Genomic DNA, 19,195 nt, shown 5'->3' with positions numbered 1-19,195 from the left:
ACAATAGATGGTTATTATTAGAAGAATATGTTTTAAGATCTCAGTTATAGACTCCCCTTCAGGAGATAAAGCCACCTCAAATTAGCGGTGCGTAAAGCATGGATAAAAAATTGATCTCCCCATTGCCAATATGAAATCAGCTGCTACTGGAGCTTTGGTTTCATCAGATTGGTAAGTTCATAGTCAAGCGAAGTAATTTTTTCACTGTGAAACGGCTCAAATATTTATCTAAGCTTTGTTTGTTAGGGTCGAATTTTTTGAAAACATTAATATGCTTAGGCTATTTAGGCATTATTTTTAATAGTTTAAGAAGATGTATCTATGAAATTAAACAGGATGGCAAAGCGCCATCCTGTTTTGTGAATTTGCAGAATCAATACTGCACTTGTCCTGGAATCCAGTTCGTTCCTGCTAGCGGAACACGTGCCATTGCTGCAGCTTCAACGTTTAATGCAACTAGATCTTCAGGATCCAGATTATGCAAATGTGATTTACCACATGCACGAGCCATGGTTTGTGCTTCTAGTACCAATACGCGAAGGTAGTTTGCCAGATGACGTCCCCCTTCCACAGGATCTAAACGTTTAGACAGCTCTGGATCTTGCGTGGTAATCCCTGCTGGATCACGGCCATTTTGCCAATCATCATAATAACCTGCCGCTGAACCAATTTCTTTTAGTTCTTTATCGAGACGCGGATGGTTGTCGCCTAAAGCAATCAACGCTGCAGTACCGATAGCCACTGCATCTGCACCCAATGCCATTGCTTTGGCTACATCTGCACCCGTACGGATACCCCCTGATACAATCAGTTGAACTTTACGGTGCATGCCCATTTCTTGTAGAGCCTGAACTGCTTGAGGAATGGCAGGAAGAATTGGGATGCCGACATGCTCAATAAAGACTTCCTGAGTTGCTGCTGTACCCCCTTGCATACCATCAAGTACGATGACGTCTGCACCTGCTTTTACGGCAAGCTTCACGTCATAATATGGACGACTTGCACCGATTTTTACATAAATTGGTTTTTCCCAATCTGTAATTTCACGGATTTCAGCAATTTTAATGGCTAAATCATCTGGACCCGTCCAGTCAGGGTGACGACATGCACTACGTTGATCGACTCCCACTGGCAGTGTACGCATGCCGGCTACACGTTCAGTCACTTTCATACCCAGAAGCATACCGCCACCCCCTGGTTTCGCCCCTTGACCCAATACGATTTCGATTGCATCCGCTTTGCGTAAGTCATCTGGGTTCATGCCGTAGCGTGAAGGTAGATATTGATATACCAATGTTTGGGAGTGACCACGCTCTTCTGGAGTCATGCCACCATCACCTGTTGTTGTTGATGTACCCACCATGGATGCACCGCGCCCTAATGATTCTTTAGCGTTAGCAGAAAGCGCTCCAAAACTCATCCCAGCAATCGTTACAGGAATTTTTAAATGGATCGGTTTCTTTGCAAAACGTGTTCCAAGTACCACGTCTGTGCCGCATTTTTCACGATAACCTTCTAGTGGGTAACGTGACATACTCGCACCAAGCAGTAATAAGTCATCAAAATGAGGGACTTTACGTTTGGTGCCACCACCACGAATATCATAAATACCTGTTGCAGCTGCACGTTGAATTTCTTGAATCGTTAGACGGTCAAACGTTGCGGATTCACGTAACACTGGTTCGTATTCTTGGTAAGTTTGAGTCATGATCTTATTCTCCGTATTACGTTCTTAATTAGTATGCAGACGCGTTATCGACTTTAAAGTTATACAGCTGACGTGCTGAGCCGTAGCGTTTGAATGCTTTTGGATCTTCATCAAATCCTGCTTTTTCTAAGAGTTCTGCAAGTTCCGCCAAATGCTCTTCACGCATTTCTTTTTCAATACAATCTGAACCCAATGACTTCACAACACCTTTGACATAAATACGTGTTTCATACAATGAATCACCAAGCGCATCGCCAGCATCGCCACAGACCACTAACCGGCCTGCTTGACCCATAAAGCAGCTCATATGACCGATGCTACCGCCCACCACAATGTCGACCCCTTTCATGGAAATACCACAACGTGCGCCTGCATCACCGTCGATCACCAGCAAACCACCATGTGCCGTTGCACCCGCTGCTTGTGATGCATTGCCTTTGATATGTACATAACCTGACATCATGTTTTCAGCGACACCGACACCCACGTTGCCATTCACAATGACTTCTGCTTCTTGGTTCATACCCGCACAGTAATATCCTGCATGGCCATCAATGGTTACTTTCACCGGTGCTTTAATACCGACTGCAATATTGTGCTGTCCCGCTGGATTTTTTACAGTCCATTCTGTTATTTCTGCGACTACTTCGGGAGTATGCAAAGCTTGGTTTAGGTCACGAATGCTATCTACACTCAAATCGTAAGTGTTTTTTAATTCCACTTTATTTAATTGTTCTGCTACTGCACTATTCATAATCTTAATTCTCCTGATGATCTTTTCTTAAGCCGCGTCTTTTGAGCGTTCCCACACATACAATGTCGCAGGTTCTGGTTCCCAAACTTTGGCTTTGTCAATATTTGGTAAAGAAGCAAGGGCTTGATATTCAGATGCCATTGCAACGTAGTCATCAGTTTCAGCAAGGACTGCTGGTTTGCATGCAATAGGATCACGAATCACTGCAAAACCGTCTTTAGTGCCTATCGCAAAGGTGAAAAAGCCATCTAAATCATCAAGGGCATTGTCGAGTGCTTGTGCAAGGCTATCGCCTTCTTGTAAACGCCAAGTGAGATACCCTGCCGCAACTTCAGTATCATTCTCTGTTTCAAAATGAATGCCTTGACGTTTAAGTTCTTGACGTAAACGTGCATGGTTTGACAATGAACCATTATGTACCAAGCATAAATCTGCACCAGTTGAGAACGGATGACTACCTTCCATAGTCACCGCACTTTCAGTCGCCATACGGGTATGACCAATGATGTGACTGCCTTTCATGTTGGCTAAACCAAAACGTGCTGAAATTTCAACTGGTAAGCCCATACCTTTAAGAATTTCAATACTTTGACCTGCACTCATGATTTTGAGTTCAGGTGCAATTTCAGCAATCGTTGCACGAATCGTATCTTCATCTGTTTTGGCTTTCACAACGGCAGCTGTGGCATTCTGGAACCAATCGATTTCAGTATTTAATTTTGCTTTTATTGTGTCCGCGAATACGTTCCAGTCAAAACCTTCTGTCACGGCTTGCAGTGTCAATTTGACCCAACCATCCTGAACTTCATCACCATAGATTGCGAAGCCTGCACTGTCAGGACCACGGCCAGTCATGGACTCAAGCATCGGTTCAAACAATTTGCCCAGTTGTGATTCAAGCGCTGGGTTTTTTAAATATAAACCTACAATTCCACACATAAGTTTTTCTCCAAGAGGATTTAATTTGTTATTTCTTAAAAGTTTTAGAAAAATTCGGTGTAACGTTGGATTTCCCAATCAGATACATGGCGGCTGTATTCCACCCACTCCATACTCTTCTGGTGAATAAATTCATCAACAATTTCGACACCTAATTTTTCTCTGAAAAGTGGATCTGCTTTGAGTGCCTGCACGGCTTCTTTTAAAGATTGCGGTAAAGTCTCAATGCCACGTGCTGAAATTTCTTCTAACGTCAGGTCATATAAGTTTTCATTGCATGGTTGAGGTGGGGTCAGCTCACGTTCAATGCCATCTAGACCCGCAGCAATAATCGCTGCTGAAACAAGATATGGGTTACAACCAGCATCAGGTAGACGTAATTCGATACGACCATAAGGAATACGAACCATTGCAGAACGATTATTCGAACCGTAAGCAATAAATGCTGGTGCCCAAGTTGCACCTGAAAGTGAACGACCTACCACCAGGCGCTTATATGAGTTAACGGTCGGGGCACAGAAGGCACATAGTGCTGGACCATGTGCCAGAAGTCCGGCAATAAAGTGATAGGCCATTTTTGACAGCCCCATACCACTCGGATCACTTGGGTCATGAAATAAGTTTTGAGAATCATCACTTCCTATTGAGAGATGGAAATGCATACCATTTCCAGCTCGCTTTGGATCTGGTTTTGGCATAAATGAACAGATCATCCCCAGATCATTGGCAATTTCGCCAGCCGCCATACGGAAGAAGGTGAACATATCTGCAGATTTCATCGCATCTGCATAGGTATAGTTAATTTCGAACTGACCATTGGCATCTTCATGGTCAATTTGATAAATATCGAAACCGACTGGAATAAGGGCTTCCGTGAGTTTTTCCAAGAACTCGCGTGAACGAGATAAGCCTTTATAGTCGTAGCATGGCTTGTCTAGGTTATCTGAGTCATCGACCATTTTCAGTTTACCGTCTTCAGTACGACGGAACAGACTGAACTCTGGTTCAAGCCCTGTATTTAAAGTCCAGCCTTTTTCTGCTAAACGCTCTACCTGGCGGCGCAACACATAACGTGAATCATAAGGATGAGGTTTGCCATTGACATAGCCTTCACAGACTACACGACCATAGCCTGGCTGCCATGGCACTGGCATAAGGTCAGACAAACTTCCTTTGACCATAAAGTCGGGTCCATGTGGTTGCATACCCATACCTGAAATTGCAAAACCAGCAAATCCGACGCCCTCACCTTCAATCGCTTTTAAGCCAGAGATGGGTACTGACTTTGTTTTAGCAGCACCATGAATATCCACGAATTGAGCCAATACATATTTTAATTTGTGCTGATCAATCACCTGCTGTACTTCCGGACGGTACATGGGTTTGCTTATGACATCCTGTTGATCAAACAACTCGTTTACGGCCTTTTGCAGCATAATTGACATACTCCCGATATGACAAAAACGATGGTTGGCTCGAAAAATGCAAATCTTTTTATTGAAATTACATTATTCAGCTTAAGAAAATTTCTTTCCTATTAAGAAAGCAAATCCCTTGCCAACTTTTATTTTTTTTACTTTTTTTCTTAAAAACATTATTATTCTTGAAGGGAATATAATTTTCTTATAGGTTTAATATTCCAATCGATTGTTACTCCTTCAGAGGATTGAATGAGATGCAGTATTCCGAGAATCAAAATAGTGCGAGTTGATCCAAAATGAGACAAAATAAAAATGGTATGAAGCTGGAACAATATATTGGTATTCAAATCAAGAAATACCGTCAGGAACAGGGGCTAAAACTCGCGGAAGTGGCGCAGATCGCAGATATCAGTCAAGGTATGCTGAGTAAGATTGAAAATGCCCAAGTGTCTACCAGCCTAGAAACGCTGAGCCGCTTATGTGAAGTTCTTGGAATTCCACTTTCTACTTTATTTAGTCAGTATGATCAGCAAGCCAGTCAAGCTATGCTGGTCAAACAAGGAGAAGGTATGGAGGTGGTACGGCGTGGCACAGACAAAGGTCATACCTATCATTTGCTCACCCATTCGCGTGGCCCGCATAAGAATTTTGAGGCTTACTTAGTCAGTATGGATGATGCGAGTGAAGAATTTCCAACTTTCGCCCATCCAGGTACAGAAATGCTTTATATGATTGAAGGAGAAATTTTGTATCGTCACGGTGATGAAGTCTTCCACCTCCAACCTGGTGATTGCCTAACCTTAGAAGGAGAAATCCCACATGGACCAGAAAAGCTCATTCAAGTACCTATTCGACTGATCTCTATGGTGAACTATTCTACATATCATGACGAATAGAGAATGAAGTCTCAAAAAGATGGTTTACTGCCATCTTTTTTTATTTTTAGGCAAATTTGATTTAAAAATTAGCAGTGGTATAGGTTTTGCATTCCTTGCAGGAAAATAAATATCCCAAAGAGAATATTTAATAGATTTTATTTATTTAGATTTTGTCTTAGTCGGTAAATTTTCTGTCATGAGGAGCAACTATGAACCCATCCAAGCTACAAAGACTTTGTATCATCAGTATTATGCTAATCCCCTCTCTGTGTTTTGCCTCAGAGACGGAAATGGATAAAGCATCCACCGTCTGGATGATCATTTCATCCTTACTGGTCCTATTAATGTGTATTCCTGGACTTGCACTTTTCTATGGTGGGATGGTTCGTGAAAAAAACGTATTGTCGATCATAACTCAGTTCATGGGCATTGCTGCTGTCGTCTCAGTATTATGGACGGCTTTTGTCTATAGTATGACTGCTGATACAACGGGTATGGAAGCAGGTCTCTATAATATTGGTAGTTTTGTCGGTGGATTCGATAAAGCTTTTCTAATTGGTATCGATGAATTTACATTGGTCAGTGGTGTACCTGAATACGTACTATTCATCTTCGGGTTGGCCTTTGCCATTATTACCCCATGCATCGCCATTGGTGGTTTTGCTGAACGGATGAAATTTAGTGCTGTCATTTTGTTTAGTGTTTTATGGTTAATTATTGTTTATGCACCAGTCAACCATATGGTTTGGAGTGGTAGCGGTGCATTGTTCCATAATTGGGGCGTTTTAGATTTTGCTGGTGGAACCGCCATTCATATCAACTCTGGTGTTGCAGCACTTGTCGGCGCTTATGTACTCGGCCGACGTCATGGTTGGCCAAAAACTGCAATGCCTCCTCATAATGTTATTTTTACATTTATGGGCATGGCATTTTTGTGGCTCGGTTGGTTTGGTTTTAATGTCGGCTCTGCGCTCGCAATCAATGATTCTGCAATTGTAGCATTCGTTACGACGATGCTAGCAACCTGTACAGGTATCTTAGGTTGGATGGTTGTTGAGAAATTAAAAACTGGGCACGTCACTGGTTTAGGACTGGCTTCGGGAGCTATTGGCGGGCTAGTTGGCATTACACCGGCTTGTGCATTTGTTGGACCACTTGGGGCACTATTGATTGGGTTTATCAGCGCCATCGGGTGCTATTATGCAATCACTGTATTGAAGAAAAAACTCGGTATCGATGATGCTTTAGATGTTTTTGCACTACATGGGATCGGTGGAATCATCGGTTGTGTTCTGACCGGAATTTTCTGTATTCCTGCTTTGGGCGGTAAAGTTGCTGATGTCAGTGTTATTCCGCAAGTTTGTGCTCAAATTGCAAGTGTTATTGTCACCATTTTATATTCTGGCATTCTGACCTGGATTATCATGAAAATCATTGATAAAACGATTGGCTTACGTGCAAGTCCTGAAAGTGAGCATCGTGGTCTAGATCTGAGCGATCATAACGAACGTGCTTATAATCATTAACAATGCACTATTGAATCAGCTTAAAACTGAACAAAACCGGGGAAATTATTTCATTTTCCGGTTTTGTTTTTTTATGACAATTTTACATACTCCTAAATCATCACATATATAAGTATTACTTAACCATTAAGTAGCACTACTATTGGTGTAATTTCTATATTCGGCACATTTATTATTTATATTTGCTTTTATTTTCATATATTTATATAAAAATCAAACTTATTTATTCTTTCGTATTCCCTTGAAAATTCAATATTTATTAAGACGTATGGCATATGTATTGCTTAACAAAACATGAAATAAATATTCTTTTTAAGAATACTCTCTACATAGCTTAATCAACAAAACACGGGTTTTTTAAATGTAATTCATATTGTAATTAATGGGAGCCATTCATGATGTTGGATAATTTAAAAAAAATACTGCTCGCAAGCTGTATGCTGTCTCCAGCAATGGCATTTGCTCAGGACACGATTGATGCACCAGCTACCGTCTGGGTAATGGTATCCATCGTGATCGTATTACTCATGTTTATCCCTGGACTTGCACTGTTCTATGGGGGCATGGTCCGCTCAAAAAATATTTTATCTATTTTCAGTCAGTTTTTTGCCATTGCAAGTGTGGTCGGCATTTTATGGATCGTGGTTGTATATAGTCTTGCGACAGATACCACTGGCATGGAAGAAGGTGTATATAACCTTGGTAGTTTTGTGGGAGGCTTAAACACAGCATTCCTTGCAGGGATTACGCCCGAAAGTATGTCAGGCGGTATTCCTGAATATATCTTGATTGTGTTCCTCATGACCTTCGCCATGATTACCCCAGCAATTGCAATGGGCGGTTTTGCTGAACGTATGCATTTTGGTGCAATGGTGCTGTTCTCTGCACTATGGACGATTATTGTATATGCGCCAATGGCACATATGGTTTGGGGTGGTGATGGTGCTTTATTCCATAACTGGGGCGTACTCGACTTTGCGGGTGGTACAGCCGTTCACATTGGTGCAGGCGTAGCTGCATTTGTCGGTGCAATGGTACTTGGCAAACGCAAAGGCTGGCCAACTGCGCCAAATCCACCACATAATGTTGTGTTCGTTTTAGTCGGTGCTGCTTTCTTATGGGCAGGTTGGTTCGGCTTTAACGTGGGTTCTACACTTGCTGTTGATGGTTCTACTGCACTGGTATTCATGACCACTATGCTTGCAACACTTGGCGGTATCCTAGGTTGGATGTTTATTGAAAAACTAGTTGCAGGCCATGTCACTGCATTCGGTCTAGCTTCTGGTACAATTGGTGGTTTGGTTGGTATTACACCAGCTGCCGCGTTCGTTGGTCCATTTGGTGCAATCATGATTGGTTTCTTGGCAAGTATCGCAGTGTTTTTCTCAATCACTGTCTTGAAACGTAAATTGGGCGTAGATGATGCTTTGGACGTATTCTCTGTACACGGCGTAGGCGGCATTGTCGGCTGTATCTTAACTGGTATTTTCTGTGTTCCGGCACTGGGTGGTAATGTCGAAGGTATTTCGATTGTGCCTCAAGTCCTTGCTCAAATTGCAAGTATTCTATTTACCTTCTTATATGTGGGTGTCTTGTCTTGGATTCTATTCAAAATCGTCGGTCTAATCATGCCACTACGTGCAGATGAAGAACAAGAACAAGTGGGGCTTGATAAAACTGACCACAATGAAAGTGCTTATAACCATTAATTCCAATCAGTAAACAACAAGAGCCTCGTGCTCAGTCATTAAACAGCGTAATACGTCAGGCGATCAAAAAGCGTAAAGTCTTTCCAACGGATGATTCTGTACGTAAAGTGATTTACCTAGCAATTGATGCGGCATCTAAAAAGTGGAATATGCCTATTCGCGACTGGCGTTTAGCCCTGACTTGGAAATGTCCATATAGGACATTTCTATTTGGTTAGTAGGTAGGACATTTCTACTTGGGAATAACACGACTTGTAATGCAATTTGCATTACAATATTCCTAGTACATTAAATACTTGGGAAATATGATGGCTACTGTTAACTTCAGGATCGATGAAGCCCTTAAAGAAAAATCTTATTCAATCCTTAAAGAGCAAGGTATTGCACCTACTGATTTCTTCACTAGTATTCTTGAGTATGTTGCTACGACTGGGAAACTGCCTGTCAAAAAAGCTTTGCTTTCGGAAGAAGATGAAGAATTATTAACTCTTGTCCGTAAGCGCATTAATGATCCTAAAGAGATGTTTGAGGAAGTCACATTAGATGACTTATAAGCTTTTACGTCACAAGGACTTTACAGCAGAATGGGAAAACTCCCTGTTGCTATACGAGATCAATTTAAAAAGAAACTAGCCAAAGTCATAGAGCAGCCACATATTCCAAAGAATATGCTTAGAGGCGATCTTGCAGGTTGCTATAAAATCAAATTATTAAAAGCTGGTGTCCGACTTGTCTATCAAGTTAAAGATGATCAGGTAGTTATCCTGCTCATTACCGTCGGAAAACGAGCTGATAGCATAGTTTATGACGAAGCGAAAAAGCGAATTAAAGACTAAAAATGGGAGCTTAAAGCTCCCATTTTTGTGTTATTCACCAATTAAAATGTCTATGCGATAAACCATTTAAAATGTCCTGTTTTTAACTGCAAGAGTCAAGAACAGGATTTAAATTTCTTTGTTCAATAACAGCTTTCTGAGCTTTACGACTCGGCATACTTTTCTTGAGGCGGGAACGTTTATTTTGTTTTTCCAACTCTTCATGCTGTTGCTGGATATGCGCCAGAACTGAGCCTAATCTTTTATTCTCAACAATCTCATTTTGCTGTAGCCCAGCCAATTTATTGAAGATGCTGTAATTGAGCTTTCGGCCTTCGTGCATGATGGCTACAGTGCCATCCGGGTACTCCAGAAATGAAATGTATTGCCCAACAAGTTTGTGATTCAGTGCTGTTGGCTCAAGCATATAAATACACTTGTCATAAGTGATGGTCAGGTTCTTCGTGACCTTACGCGGTTCCTGCCAAGTAAAAATATCCTCCAGCTCAGCATCAGATTCGGTTAATGGTCGATGTAAATTCTTTGAGTTTCGCGCACATTTGGCGAACTTCTGATTGAACTGCTCAATAAAGCAGGGCAGCCAGGCATTTGCTTCGGCAATCGAACTGATACCCTCCAGGCGCATCTCCTTGATCAGACGGTCCTGAAGTGTCCTGTTGGCACGTTCCACACGTCCTTTTGCTTGTGGTGAGTTGGCAAAGATAATATCAATGTTTAACTCATTCAGAATCCGCCCAAATTGCGTGATCTTGCTGTCCTGGCTCGATTTCTGATTCACTCGGAAGACCGAGTGTTTATCGCTATAAAAGGCCAGAGGCTTGCCGTATTGCTCAATGTAGGCTCTAGTCGAAAGCATATAATCGAAGGTCGTTTCCGCCTCACAGAAGCGCAGATGCAACAGCTTTCCAGTGGCATCATCGATATACACCAATAAACAGCACTTAGCAGCGCGTCCTTCGAACCAGTCATGATATGAGCCATCAATCTGGATCAGCTCACCGAAGCAATCCCGGTTATAACGTGGCTGATATGGACGTTTAAGGCGCTTGGATCGCGGAATCCAGAGGTCATTTGCAGTCATCCAGCGCCGAAGCGTTTCTACCGGGATATCTAGGTCAAACATGCTGCTGAGCTTCTCATGGGCCAAGGTGGGTCCAAATCCAAGCAGATGTTCAGAAATAATGGAAAGACATTTTGATTTTAATAAATCATCATGGCGACGATGACCTGGTTGACCACGACTGGCATGTGCCATACCTGAGACACCATCTTGATTGAGCTTTTGTAATAACCGGGTAATTTGACGGGTTGAAAGATTGAGGATTTCAGCACCACGGACCTGGGTAATACGATGATCTCGAACGTCTTGCAGAACTGCAAGTCGTTGAATTTCTTTGTCAGACATAGTGATCAGCATCTATATTTATATCCAGTCCATGGTGATAAAAACCATCATAAACTAGACATTTTTATTGGTGAGAATATAGACACTTTAAATGGGTTCTAACATTTTGGCTTCGTATAAGGTGTATTATGTTAATTTTAGGAAAGGCTCTAGACTAGCAGAATGATTATGTTAGTCTAGAGCCATATAATTAACATTATTGAAGTATTTTACATGGCAATTTTTCGACATTCTTCTGCACACTGACGGCAAGCCTCAGCACATTTTTTACAATGATCATGTGAATGTTTTTCACACTCTTCCGCACAATATTCACAGATCTTAGCACAAAGCTCACAAATCTCTTTGAGGAAAGGTGAGTTATGTTGTTGCATACGCACACATAACTGACAAATATCTGCACATTCTAGACAACGTTGAATACATTCACGCATCATCTCTAAATCTTTTTCTTTTAAACAAGAAGTTGCACATTCAGTACAAATAAGTGAACAGTTTGTACATGCAGAAATACACTTTGAAAATTCCGTATTAATCATTTTTTACTCTCAACTTATATAATCAGAGAAATAATTAAAACATAATTTTTTTCTACTAATTATTTTAAATTATTAGTAAATGTAATACATAATGTTAATTTATATGAATAATGTTAATTTTAACTAAATCTTATTTATATTCCAAATTATTAAAAAACAGTTTTTAATTAGGATAGATGATCAAGTATCAAAAGCAGCTATTCTTAAAATAACTGCAATAATTTTATCACTTTAAAAATAGATTTTCCCTCTATTTAACATAATGGATATTATACAAAGTACACTTGTATATTAATATAATAATCAATCACTTAAAAATTTAGTCATGACCAATAAATCAGCAGAAATCTGCTTTTGTAATAAGTTGGTGAGTTTTTAAGCAGATCTGTAACATTTTGCCAGTAAAATCGGTTAAAAAACGATCAATTCGAGTGAAAGTGTCCATTCCATGCGGATCCAGGTTGCGAAACTATCCCCAATTGCTGTGGATAAAATTTAGGCTATTTTGTAGGCCTAGGCTTACGTGAATCTCGGCCCTTTGCTGCTATGCGGCATACTGGAATTTTCATATTATTGAATGGTCAGGAACAGGAAGTTCCATATAATAAAAAATAAGCACCAGGATGGCGCTATATAAGACATGCAAGAGCACAAAGACCTAATGTTCCAATAAAAAACCCCGGCAGGATGCCGGGGTTTTTTATTTGTATAAGCTATTTAAATAATAGCTTGTTCTTTTAAATGAGATAGTGCAGCAAGAATATATGATGAGTTGAAGGTTACATCGGTATAGGTTGATGGAGATCGACTTCCAGTTTCCTTAAAAATCTTATAAAAATTATCAACTTCATCAGTGCTTAAAGGGCGAATATTATCTTTGTTATTGTGAACAAATAATTTCCCGTCCTCACTAAACATAATAAATTTAGATTTTCTAGATTCAGTTTCTAAATTAACTGGTGTAGAAAAAAATTTAACGAGAGTTTCATATAGATTAATATTCATGTAACTTAACCCTTTGTTTTCATGTATATATTTTTTCGATAAGCTCTCAATACTCATAGAAATAGCTTCTCTGGCTAAAAATGATTTCGTTCTTTGACTCTTTTCAGCCAGTTGATCTAACTGTTTTTCTAATTCTACAGGTAATCGAAGCATCAACATTATAAACAACCCAATCTAAATGTATATCAATTAGAGTATATCATTAAGATGGTGGTTTCAAATTTTTTGAACCGCTCTTTCTCTGATTTCAGGGGTATATTTTAATTTTGTCATCGGGATAGTCTCTGAGAATATTGACTCTCCGACAAACCCGGTACGGTTCATGATTTTCATAGTGGTTTCCTTTGGTTTGGATTTGCATTAATCGGTTATCCCAAAACACCGCCGAAGGCGGCACTAACTATTCTTCCTCTTGGTTTGACCTCTACGTTGACATAGTAAAGGTCTGCTCAAAGGAACATCATTTGATGATTCACATCAACCATTCATCGTAATTTCATTGCCTTAGCAAAAATCTCTCCATATTCTTTGATTATGTTACATATTCAATTATTGGGGAGTGAATTATATGGCTGGACAACGCGGTGGTAGTAGAGATGGTGCAGGAAGAAAACCATTGTATGATGAACCAACCAAGGTCGTTCGAGTACCAGAGTCTCGTGTCATTGAAATCAAGAACTACCTAGCAGAATCAACCAAGACAAAATTCAACGATATAGCATCCATTACCTTAGTGAATCCAAGCTCGGTGATGAGTATTCCCTTGGCTTCAGAAAAGGTTGCTGCTGGCTTCCCTTCTCCTGCTCAGGATTACATAGACAAAACCTTGGATATGAATGAACACCTCATCAAAAACGAGGCTGCAACCTTCATTGTGAAGGTCGCATCGCTTTCGATGAGAGATGCAGGTATTGAGATTGATGACGAACTGATTGTAGACCGTAGCATTGAAGCCAAGCATGAAGACATCGTGATTGCACTGATCGACAATGAGTTCACTGTAAAACGCCTCATGATCGAAAGTGATGATAATCGTTGGCTTAAAGCAGAGAACCCTGAGTATTCCGACATTCATCTGCAAGATGGGCAGGAAATGCTAATTTGGGGTGTAGTGACTTTTGTCATCAAGCCATTCAGAAAGCGTTAATACTTGATTGGTTTCATGCTCATGCAAGTAGCTCACCAGAAGATCTATGCACTTGTAGACATCAATAATTGCTATGTCAGTTGTGAACGTGTCTTCAACCCTAGTCTGAACAATAAGCCTGTCATTGTGCTATCCAACAATGATGGCTGTGCTGTGGCACGTTCCCAAGAAGCCAAAGACTTGGGCATCAAAATGGGTGTTCCTCTCTTCCAGATCAAGGACATCGTAGAGCGCCATAATGTTCAGGTGCTATCGAGCAATTATGCACTGTATGCAGAAATGTCTCGCAGATTCATAAAAATCCTATCCGATTTTGTATCTCCTAAAGAGCAGGAAATTTACTCGATTGATGAGTGCTTTCTGGATCTGACAGCTCATGCAGGGAATTACGACTTGACTGAATATGCCCATCAGATTCGTCAGCGTTTGTTTTCTTGGCTTGGTTTACCTGTATGTATTGGCATAGGACGCTCAAAGACTGAAGCGAAACTCGCAAACCATATTGCCAAGAAGAACGATTACTTCAATGGCGTATGCAACTTGGTTTCAATGGATCCATGCTCAGCCGAGAGCGTATATCAAGCAATTGATGTAAGTGAAGTATGGGGCATTGGTCGAAAGCATACGAAGAGGCTCAACAGTATGGGGATTCATTCAGTGATGGATTTTGTCTTGGCTTCCCCTCTGATGATCCGAGACCAATTCTCTGTAGTGATGCACAGAACCTTATTGGAACTCCATGGAATTGCTTGCATTGAATTGGAACATACTCCACCTGCAAAGAAGCAAATCATTGCTAGTCGCTCCTTTGGGCAGAGGGTCTATCACACAGATGATCTCAAGGAAGCCATGTCGCTGTATGTCATGGATGCTGTTAGCAGACTGAGAGATGATAATTTGTTGTGTGGTTGTCTGATTGGTTTCGTTCAATCAAACCCATTTGATAGCTCAAAGCCCTTCTACAACAAATCTTTATCTTTAGCTTTACCAGAACCTACCGACAACTTATTGGTGCTCTCTAAACTCGCTACAACGATGATTGATGGCCTGTATGCAAAGGATATAGCATTCAAGAAATGCGGCGTGATTCTGACGTGTCTCGAACCAAAGGAAAACCATGTGTATGACATGTTCACTGATATGAAACACATCGAAGTCAGCAATTCCTTGATGGATTCCCTTGAAGCGATTCATCTTAAGTATGGCAAAACCAAAATTGCCTTAGGCGCGAGTTTAATGCTGAACAGAACATGGAATATGTCACGAGATCGACTAACACAGAACTACTTTAAGTGGGATCAACTGCTTTGTGTAAAGTAAATATCCTGCCTATAAATTGATTTCGTTTTGGTTTCACAATAGTTGTTTATTGATTGCCAAATAGTTGTATTTTACAACTACCTAATCAAAGATTATCTACATAAAAAATGCCCATAAACATGAGTGTTTTCATAGACACTATCTGCTTATGGGCATTACATCATTTATGTGTGTGATTCATAGACATCATTTCAATATAATTAGTGTCTATGAACAGAGAAATTCAACAAAGACTCGTATGGGTTAAATTATTTGAAGAGACCAATGATGCTGGCCTAGTCTGTCGGAGATGTGGCATTTCTAGACCAACATTACGCTAGTGGTGGAAACGATATTCTGAGCAAGGTATTGATGGATTAAGTAGTCAGAGTAAACGCCCATTAAAATCTCCAAATACTAAAATCAATGCTGAGCTAGAGGACTTAATATTGGAAATGCGCTCGGCTAGAAATCTGGGTGCTCGACGTTTGCAAACAGAATTGATGAGGCTGCACGGAGTCACGTTGTCCTTAGCGACTATCCATAAAGTACTATCCACCCATCAAGTCAAACCAATTAAAAAATTCCGTCGTAAAGCAGATTTCATTCGTTATGAACGCCCACTACCAGGCGATAGAATTCAAATGGATACCTGTAAACTGGGTCCTGGGCTATATCAGTACACATCTATCGATGACTGCACACGATATCGTGTTTTAAGGATATATAAACGCCGAACAGCGGCGAATACGCTCGACTTTTTAGACTGCGTAATTGAAGAAATGCCTTTTCCCATACAGCGAATACAGACCGATCGTGGGCGGGAATTTTTTGCTGAGAAAGTACAGAAAAAATTGATGCAGCATGGAATCAAATTTAGGCCAAATAAACCAGGTTCACCTCATTTGAATGGCAAGGTAGAGCGCTCTCAAATGTATTAGTTCAGACTTGATCGTACATTCTTCTTGAAAAAGAGAAAGTTACCCATTTTGATAAAGGTGTCGAAATCTTAATCAAACAAAGGTAACTTTCTTATGTTGCATACTAACAATCAAATCATTAAACACAAAGTAGGTCTGCTTAATTTAGCTGAAGAGCTTCAGAATGTATCCAGAGCATGCAAAGTGATGGGGGTTTCAAGAGATACATTTTATCGCTATCAGGAATTAGTGAAGTCTGGTGATATTGACGCACTGATTAATAAGTCCCGTCGAGTACCAAATTTAAAAAACCGTGTAGATGATACTACTGAACAGGCTGTTATTGATTTCGCAATTCAATATCCCGCATATGGTCAGCACCGTACGAGTAATGAATTACGCAAGAAGGGTGTATTCGTTTCAGGGAGTGGGGTTCGCTCTATATGGCTTCGTCATGATTTAGAAAACTTTAAGAAGCGTTTAAAAGCACTTGAGGCTAAAGTGGCACAGGATGGTATTGAATTAAATGATCAGCAGATTGCGGCACTTGAACGTAAGCATGAGGATGACGTTGCTTGTGGTGAAATCGAAACAGCTCATCCAGGCTATTTAGGCGCGCAAGACACCTTTTATGTCGGGAATCTCAAAGGTGTTGGACGAATCTATCAACAAACATTCATCGACACTTATAGCAAGGTCGTTCATTGCAAGCTCTATACAACAAAAACACCGATTACAGCGGCTGATTTACTCAATGATCGTGTGTTGCCATTCTATCAATCTCAGGACTTACCAATGCTTCGCATCCTCACAGACAGAGGTACTGAGTATTGCGGTAAGGTAGAACAACATGACTATGAGTTGTATCTGGCAGTTAATGATATTGATCACACGAAGACAAAAGCAGCTTCGCCGCAAACAAATGGTATCTGTGAGCGTTTCCATAAGACGATTTTGCAGGAGTTCTATCAAATTACGTTTAGGAAGAAGCTTTATAGCTCATTGGAAGAATTACAAGTTGATCTAGACGATTGGCTGAAATTCTATAATACTGAACGGACTCATCAAGGAAAAATGTGCTGTGGTCGTACACCACTTGAAACTTTACTTGATGGAAAACGGATTTGGGCTGAGAAGAATTTAGCTCAAATTTAACCTGACAGGCACAATAAAAAATGGGTAACTGTCAGATCAGGTTTGAGCTAGTACATCTCAAAAGACTGATAAATCTGAGTTCTACGCTACTGTCGATATTAATTCTGAAGATATCCAAGACAAGCTAGCCGAATGGCAGCATTACTATAACTGGATGAGACCACATTCAGCTTTGAAAGGTAAAACACCGATGGAAAGGTACTTTGAATTATGTGAAGAAACCCCTTTCTCTGATGAGGTCCATAAGCAATACAACCCATCTAATGAACGGATTCAACACGCCAATTACAAGATGGATTTAGAGATCGCTAAATTGAAACGATCTCTATGAATCACACACATGAATAGTAGCCGAAGCTACCATTCATGATTCCAAGTCATATTATTTTAAAAAACTAATTCGATACCTGCACCATATTTCCATCCCTTTTCAGACTCTGTTGCCTCTTGCATAGAAGTGGCTTTCTGTCCTTTTTCATATTGGTAAGCAACATCAATGAAAGGTCTAATTCGCTTAGTAATCTCATATCGGGTTTGGATACCAGTTTTTAGTTCTGATAAACCTGATTTTGCAGCATAGTTAGAATCATCGCTAAATATTACATCTGCTTCGATATAAGGTTGAGTAATAAGTTTCTGAGTTAAAAGCAAATCACGGTCTAATTCAAAACTTGCTCCCCAAAAATTATTCTCACCGCCATAAAGATATGCTTGTGTTTCAAAGAAATAAGGAGCTAGACCTAATATACCAATAACCCCATCCACTCGATCGCTGCTGCTGTTATTTTTATCTTCACTATATCGAACACCTGTTTGCACATCCCAAAATGGGGCTACATTACGACTATAGAGTGCAGATATATCATAATTAATATCACTGCTTTCTGGCTTTGCTAGATTCGCTTCGATAAATATACGATTTTCATCTGTCCCAATCAAAGTTGCAAACTTCGTTTCTAGTGTACCCTTACCATCTTCATCAACTATCCATGCATTTTCAAGATTTGTTACTTGATAAATTTGTCCGCCATGTTCTTTAAGATGATCATCCTGAGATCCGTCTGATCTCTTTCTTGCAGTCAAAATAATATTATCTCCCCCATTTGCATTTTCCATTGAATAATATTCTGGATACAATTCTTGGGGGCTATATCTTAAGCCACCAGACTCCTGTAATAAGACTCTCATACCATTTGTAATATTACTTTCTTGTACAGGAGTTTCATTTTTAGCGAACGTTAGATTTGATAATCCAAATAGCGCAATCATCAAAGTTGTTTTTGAAAACAAATTATTAGTGATGTGCATGTGGATTTACTCCCTTCTCATTTACTTGGGACTGAGGAACAGTCTTTGTAGAATTACCATCTTCCACTTGAGCTACAATGAGTTTATTCATCATTCCTGCACTCATATGGTAAAGCAGGTGACAATGAATAGCCCACTCACCTAACTCATCAGCTGTGAGTAGAGTGGTTATCGTTTTCCCAGGTGGAACAATTACCGTATGTTTGTTTGGCATATTGCTTGGATCCTGACCATTCTCAAGCTGCATAAACATGCCATGTAAGTGCATTGGGTGAGCCATCATACTGTCATTGACAAATTTTAAGCGAATACGTTCACCATACTTCACCACTAGTGGGTCGGCTTCATTAAATTTTTTACCATTCATTGTCCAAATATAACGCTCCATGTTTCCACCAAGACGGATCTCTATTTCACGTTCAGCTGCACGAGTGTCTTTTTGAGGATCTAACGATTGCAAATCACTATATTGCAATGCTTTATTACCTTCAGGTGTTGAAGCATTTGCCCATCCAAATACGGTATTATCATTCTTGTCTGAAGCCGCCTTAACAGTAGAGCTATTCATCGGCATATCATGATCCATACCTTTCATAGAAGACATATCATGATCCATACCTTTCATAGAAGACATATCGTGATTCAT

The 19,195-nt window shown here is 40.2% G+C and carries 16 protein-coding genes and 4 pseudogenes; 11 read left to right on the top strand and 9 right to left on the bottom strand.

Going from position 1 to position 19,195, the window contains the following annotated elements:
* Nucleotides 1–373: 373 nt before the first annotated feature.
* From P253_RS13945 to glnT, 4 genes are read right to left on the bottom strand one after another with little or no spacing between them, the layout of a single operon-like run.
* Nucleotides 374–1,708, bottom strand: a complete 1,335-nt coding sequence (locus tag P253_RS13945) for an FMN-binding glutamate synthase family protein (RefSeq protein ID WP_016658822.1) — start codon at nt 1,706–1,708, stop codon at nt 374–376.
* A gap of 28 nt (nt 1,709–1,736) precedes the next feature.
* Nucleotides 1,737–2,462, bottom strand: coding sequence for a GltB/FmdC/FwdC-like GXGXG domain-containing protein (locus tag P253_RS13940; protein ID WP_016658823.1), 726 nt, complete (start codon nt 2,460–2,462; stop codon nt 1,737–1,739).
* 27 nt (nt 2,463–2,489) lie between these two features.
* A complete protein-coding gene (locus tag P253_RS13935; protein ID WP_016658824.1) occupies nt 2,490–3,401 on the bottom strand; it encodes a class II glutamine amidotransferase in 912 nt (303 codons plus the stop codon).
* A gap of 44 nt (nt 3,402–3,445) precedes the next feature.
* Complete coding sequence (glnT, locus tag P253_RS13930) at nt 3,446–4,837, bottom strand: type III glutamate--ammonia ligase (protein ID WP_016658825.1); 1,392 nt, start codon at nt 4,835–4,837, stop codon at nt 3,446–3,448.
* Between the two features lie 281 nt (nt 4,838–5,118).
* On the opposite strand from glnT, the gene P253_RS13925 reads away from it, so the two are divergent.
* The 6 genes and pseudogenes from P253_RS13925 (at nt 5,119) to P253_RS13905 (ending at nt 9,771) form a co-directional block, all read left to right on the top strand.
* Nucleotides 5,119–5,718 (top strand): helix-turn-helix domain-containing protein, encoded by a 600-nt coding sequence (locus P253_RS13925; RefSeq protein ID WP_016658826.1) that lies wholly within the window; start codon nt 5,119–5,121, stop codon nt 5,716–5,718.
* Between the two features lie 191 nt (nt 5,719–5,909).
* On the top strand, nt 5,910–7,226 hold the full coding sequence (locus P253_RS13920) for an ammonium transporter (protein ID WP_016658827.1): 1,317 nt from the start codon (nt 5,910–5,912) through the stop codon (nt 7,224–7,226).
* 395 nt (nt 7,227–7,621) lie between these two features.
* Entirely contained in the window at nt 7,622–8,935 is a 1,314-nt protein-coding gene (locus P253_RS13915; RefSeq protein ID WP_016658828.1) for an ammonium transporter, read from the top strand.
* A gap of 32 nt (nt 8,936–8,967) precedes the next feature.
* Nucleotides 8,968–9,153, top strand: a pseudogene (locus P253_RS15670) (hypothetical protein); the annotation flags it as partial.
* Between the two features lie 90 nt (nt 9,154–9,243).
* Complete coding sequence (locus P253_RS13910) at nt 9,244–9,489, top strand: type II toxin-antitoxin system RelB/DinJ family antitoxin (protein WP_016658830.1); 246 nt, start codon at nt 9,244–9,246, stop codon at nt 9,487–9,489.
* Nucleotides 9,479–9,771 (top strand): annotated as a pseudogene (locus P253_RS13905) (type II toxin-antitoxin system RelE family toxin). Before P253_RS13910 ends, P253_RS13905 begins: the two are co-directional and overlap by 11 nt.
* 82 nt (nt 9,772–9,853) lie before the next feature.
* On the opposite strand, the gene P253_RS13900 reads toward P253_RS13905, so the two are convergent.
* The 3 genes from P253_RS13900 to P253_RS13895 form a co-directional block, all read right to left on the bottom strand.
* Entirely contained in the window at nt 9,854–11,188 is a 1,335-nt protein-coding gene (locus P253_RS13900; RefSeq protein WP_016658832.1) for an ISNCY family transposase, read from the bottom strand.
* 197 nt (nt 11,189–11,385) lie between these two features.
* Nucleotides 11,386–11,715, bottom strand: a complete 330-nt coding sequence (locus P253_RS15665; RefSeq protein ID WP_016658833.1) for a four-helix bundle copper-binding protein — start codon at nt 11,713–11,715, stop codon at nt 11,386–11,388.
* 717 nt (nt 11,716–12,432) lie between these two features.
* A complete protein-coding gene (locus tag P253_RS13895) occupies nt 12,433–12,879 on the bottom strand; it encodes a ribbon-helix-helix protein, CopG family (protein WP_016658834.1) in 447 nt (148 codons plus the stop codon).
* A 409-nt stretch (nt 12,880–13,288) separates the two neighbouring features.
* On the opposite strand from P253_RS13895, the gene P253_RS13890 reads away from it, so the two are divergent.
* From P253_RS13890 to P253_RS15655, 5 genes and pseudogenes are all read left to right on the top strand, one after another.
* A complete protein-coding gene (locus P253_RS13890; protein WP_016658836.1) occupies nt 13,289–13,867 on the top strand; it encodes a LexA family protein in 579 nt (192 codons plus the stop codon).
* A gap of 15 nt (nt 13,868–13,882) precedes the next feature.
* Nucleotides 13,883–15,187 carry a Y-family DNA polymerase gene (locus P253_RS13885; RefSeq protein WP_016658837.1) on the top strand — a complete coding sequence of 435 codons (1,305 nt, stop codon included), beginning with the start codon at nt 13,883–13,885 and terminating at the stop codon, nt 15,185–15,187.
* Between the two features lie 209 nt (nt 15,188–15,396).
* Nucleotides 15,397–16,098 (top strand): annotated as a pseudogene (locus P253_RS13880) (DDE-type integrase/transposase/recombinase); the annotation flags it as partial.
* Between the two features lie 102 nt (nt 16,099–16,200).
* Nucleotides 16,201–17,241, top strand: a complete 1,041-nt coding sequence (locus tag P253_RS13875; protein WP_016658839.1) for an IS481 family transposase — start codon at nt 16,201–16,203, stop codon at nt 17,239–17,241.
* A 55-nt stretch (nt 17,242–17,296) separates the two neighbouring features.
* Nucleotides 17,297–17,572, top strand: a pseudogene (locus P253_RS15655) (integrase core domain-containing protein); the annotation flags it as partial.
* 56 nt (nt 17,573–17,628) lie between these two features.
* On the opposite strand, the gene P253_RS13870 reads toward P253_RS15655, so the two are convergent.
* On the bottom strand, nt 17,629–18,549 hold the full coding sequence (locus P253_RS13870; RefSeq protein ID WP_016658841.1) for a copper resistance protein B: 921 nt from the start codon (nt 18,547–18,549) through the stop codon (nt 17,629–17,631).
* The coding region (locus tag P253_RS16030; RefSeq protein ID WP_023274433.1) for a multicopper oxidase domain-containing protein at nt 18,536–19,195 on the bottom strand (660 nt) is incomplete at its 5' end. The genes P253_RS13870 and P253_RS16030, both read right to left, overlap by 14 nt.

It is taken from the genome of Acinetobacter indicus CIP 110367 (assembly GCF_000488255.1).
GTDB classification, from domain to species: Bacteria; Pseudomonadota; Gammaproteobacteria; order Pseudomonadales; family Moraxellaceae; genus Acinetobacter; species Acinetobacter indicus.
Note: the sequence above shows the minus strand (reverse complement) of the source record. Positions and strands in the feature narration are given on the sequence as shown.

Excerpts from the sequence above, each read along its gene's own strand:
- P253_RS13910 (WP_016658830.1), top strand. The coding sequence starts at position 9,244 with ATGGCTACTGTTAACTTCAGGATCGATGAAGCCCTTAAAGAAAAATCT.
- P253_RS15665 (WP_016658833.1), bottom strand. The coding sequence starts at position 11,715 with ATGATTAATACGGAATTTTCAAAGTGTATTTCTGCATGTACAAACTGT.
- P253_RS13885 (WP_016658837.1), top strand. The coding sequence starts at position 13,883 with ATGCTCATGCAAGTAGCTCACCAGAAGATCTATGCACTTGTAGACATC.
- P253_RS13900 (WP_016658832.1), bottom strand. The coding sequence starts at position 11,188 with ATGCTGATCACTATGTCTGACAAAGAAATTCAACGACTTGCAGTTCTG.
- P253_RS13875 (WP_016658839.1), top strand. The coding sequence starts at position 16,201 with ATGTTGCATACTAACAATCAAATCATTAAACACAAAGTAGGTCTGCTT.
- P253_RS13895 (WP_016658834.1), bottom strand. The coding sequence starts at position 12,879 with ATGTTGATGCTTCGATTACCTGTAGAATTAGAAAAACAGTTAGATCAA.
- P253_RS13915 (WP_016658828.1), top strand. The coding sequence starts at position 7,622 with ATGATGTTGGATAATTTAAAAAAAATACTGCTCGCAAGCTGTATGCTG.
- P253_RS13920 (WP_016658827.1), top strand. The coding sequence starts at position 5,910 with ATGAACCCATCCAAGCTACAAAGACTTTGTATCATCAGTATTATGCTA.
- P253_RS13925 (WP_016658826.1), top strand. The coding sequence starts at position 5,119 with ATGAGACAAAATAAAAATGGTATGAAGCTGGAACAATATATTGGTATT.
- P253_RS13945 (WP_016658822.1), bottom strand. The coding sequence starts at position 1,708 with ATGACTCAAACTTACCAAGAATACGAACCAGTGTTACGTGAATCCGCA.
- P253_RS13940 (WP_016658823.1), bottom strand. The coding sequence starts at position 2,462 with ATGAATAGTGCAGTAGCAGAACAATTAAATAAAGTGGAATTAAAAAAC.
- P253_RS13890 (WP_016658836.1), top strand. The coding sequence starts at position 13,289 with ATGGCTGGACAACGCGGTGGTAGTAGAGATGGTGCAGGAAGAAAACCA.
- glnT (WP_016658825.1), bottom strand. The coding sequence starts at position 4,837 with ATGCTGCAAAAGGCCGTAAACGAGTTGTTTGATCAACAGGATGTCATA.
- P253_RS13935 (WP_016658824.1), bottom strand. The coding sequence starts at position 3,401 with ATGTGTGGAATTGTAGGTTTATATTTAAAAAACCCAGCGCTTGAATCA.
- P253_RS13870 (WP_016658841.1), bottom strand. The coding sequence starts at position 18,549 with ATGCACATCACTAATAATTTGTTTTCAAAAACAACTTTGATGATTGCG.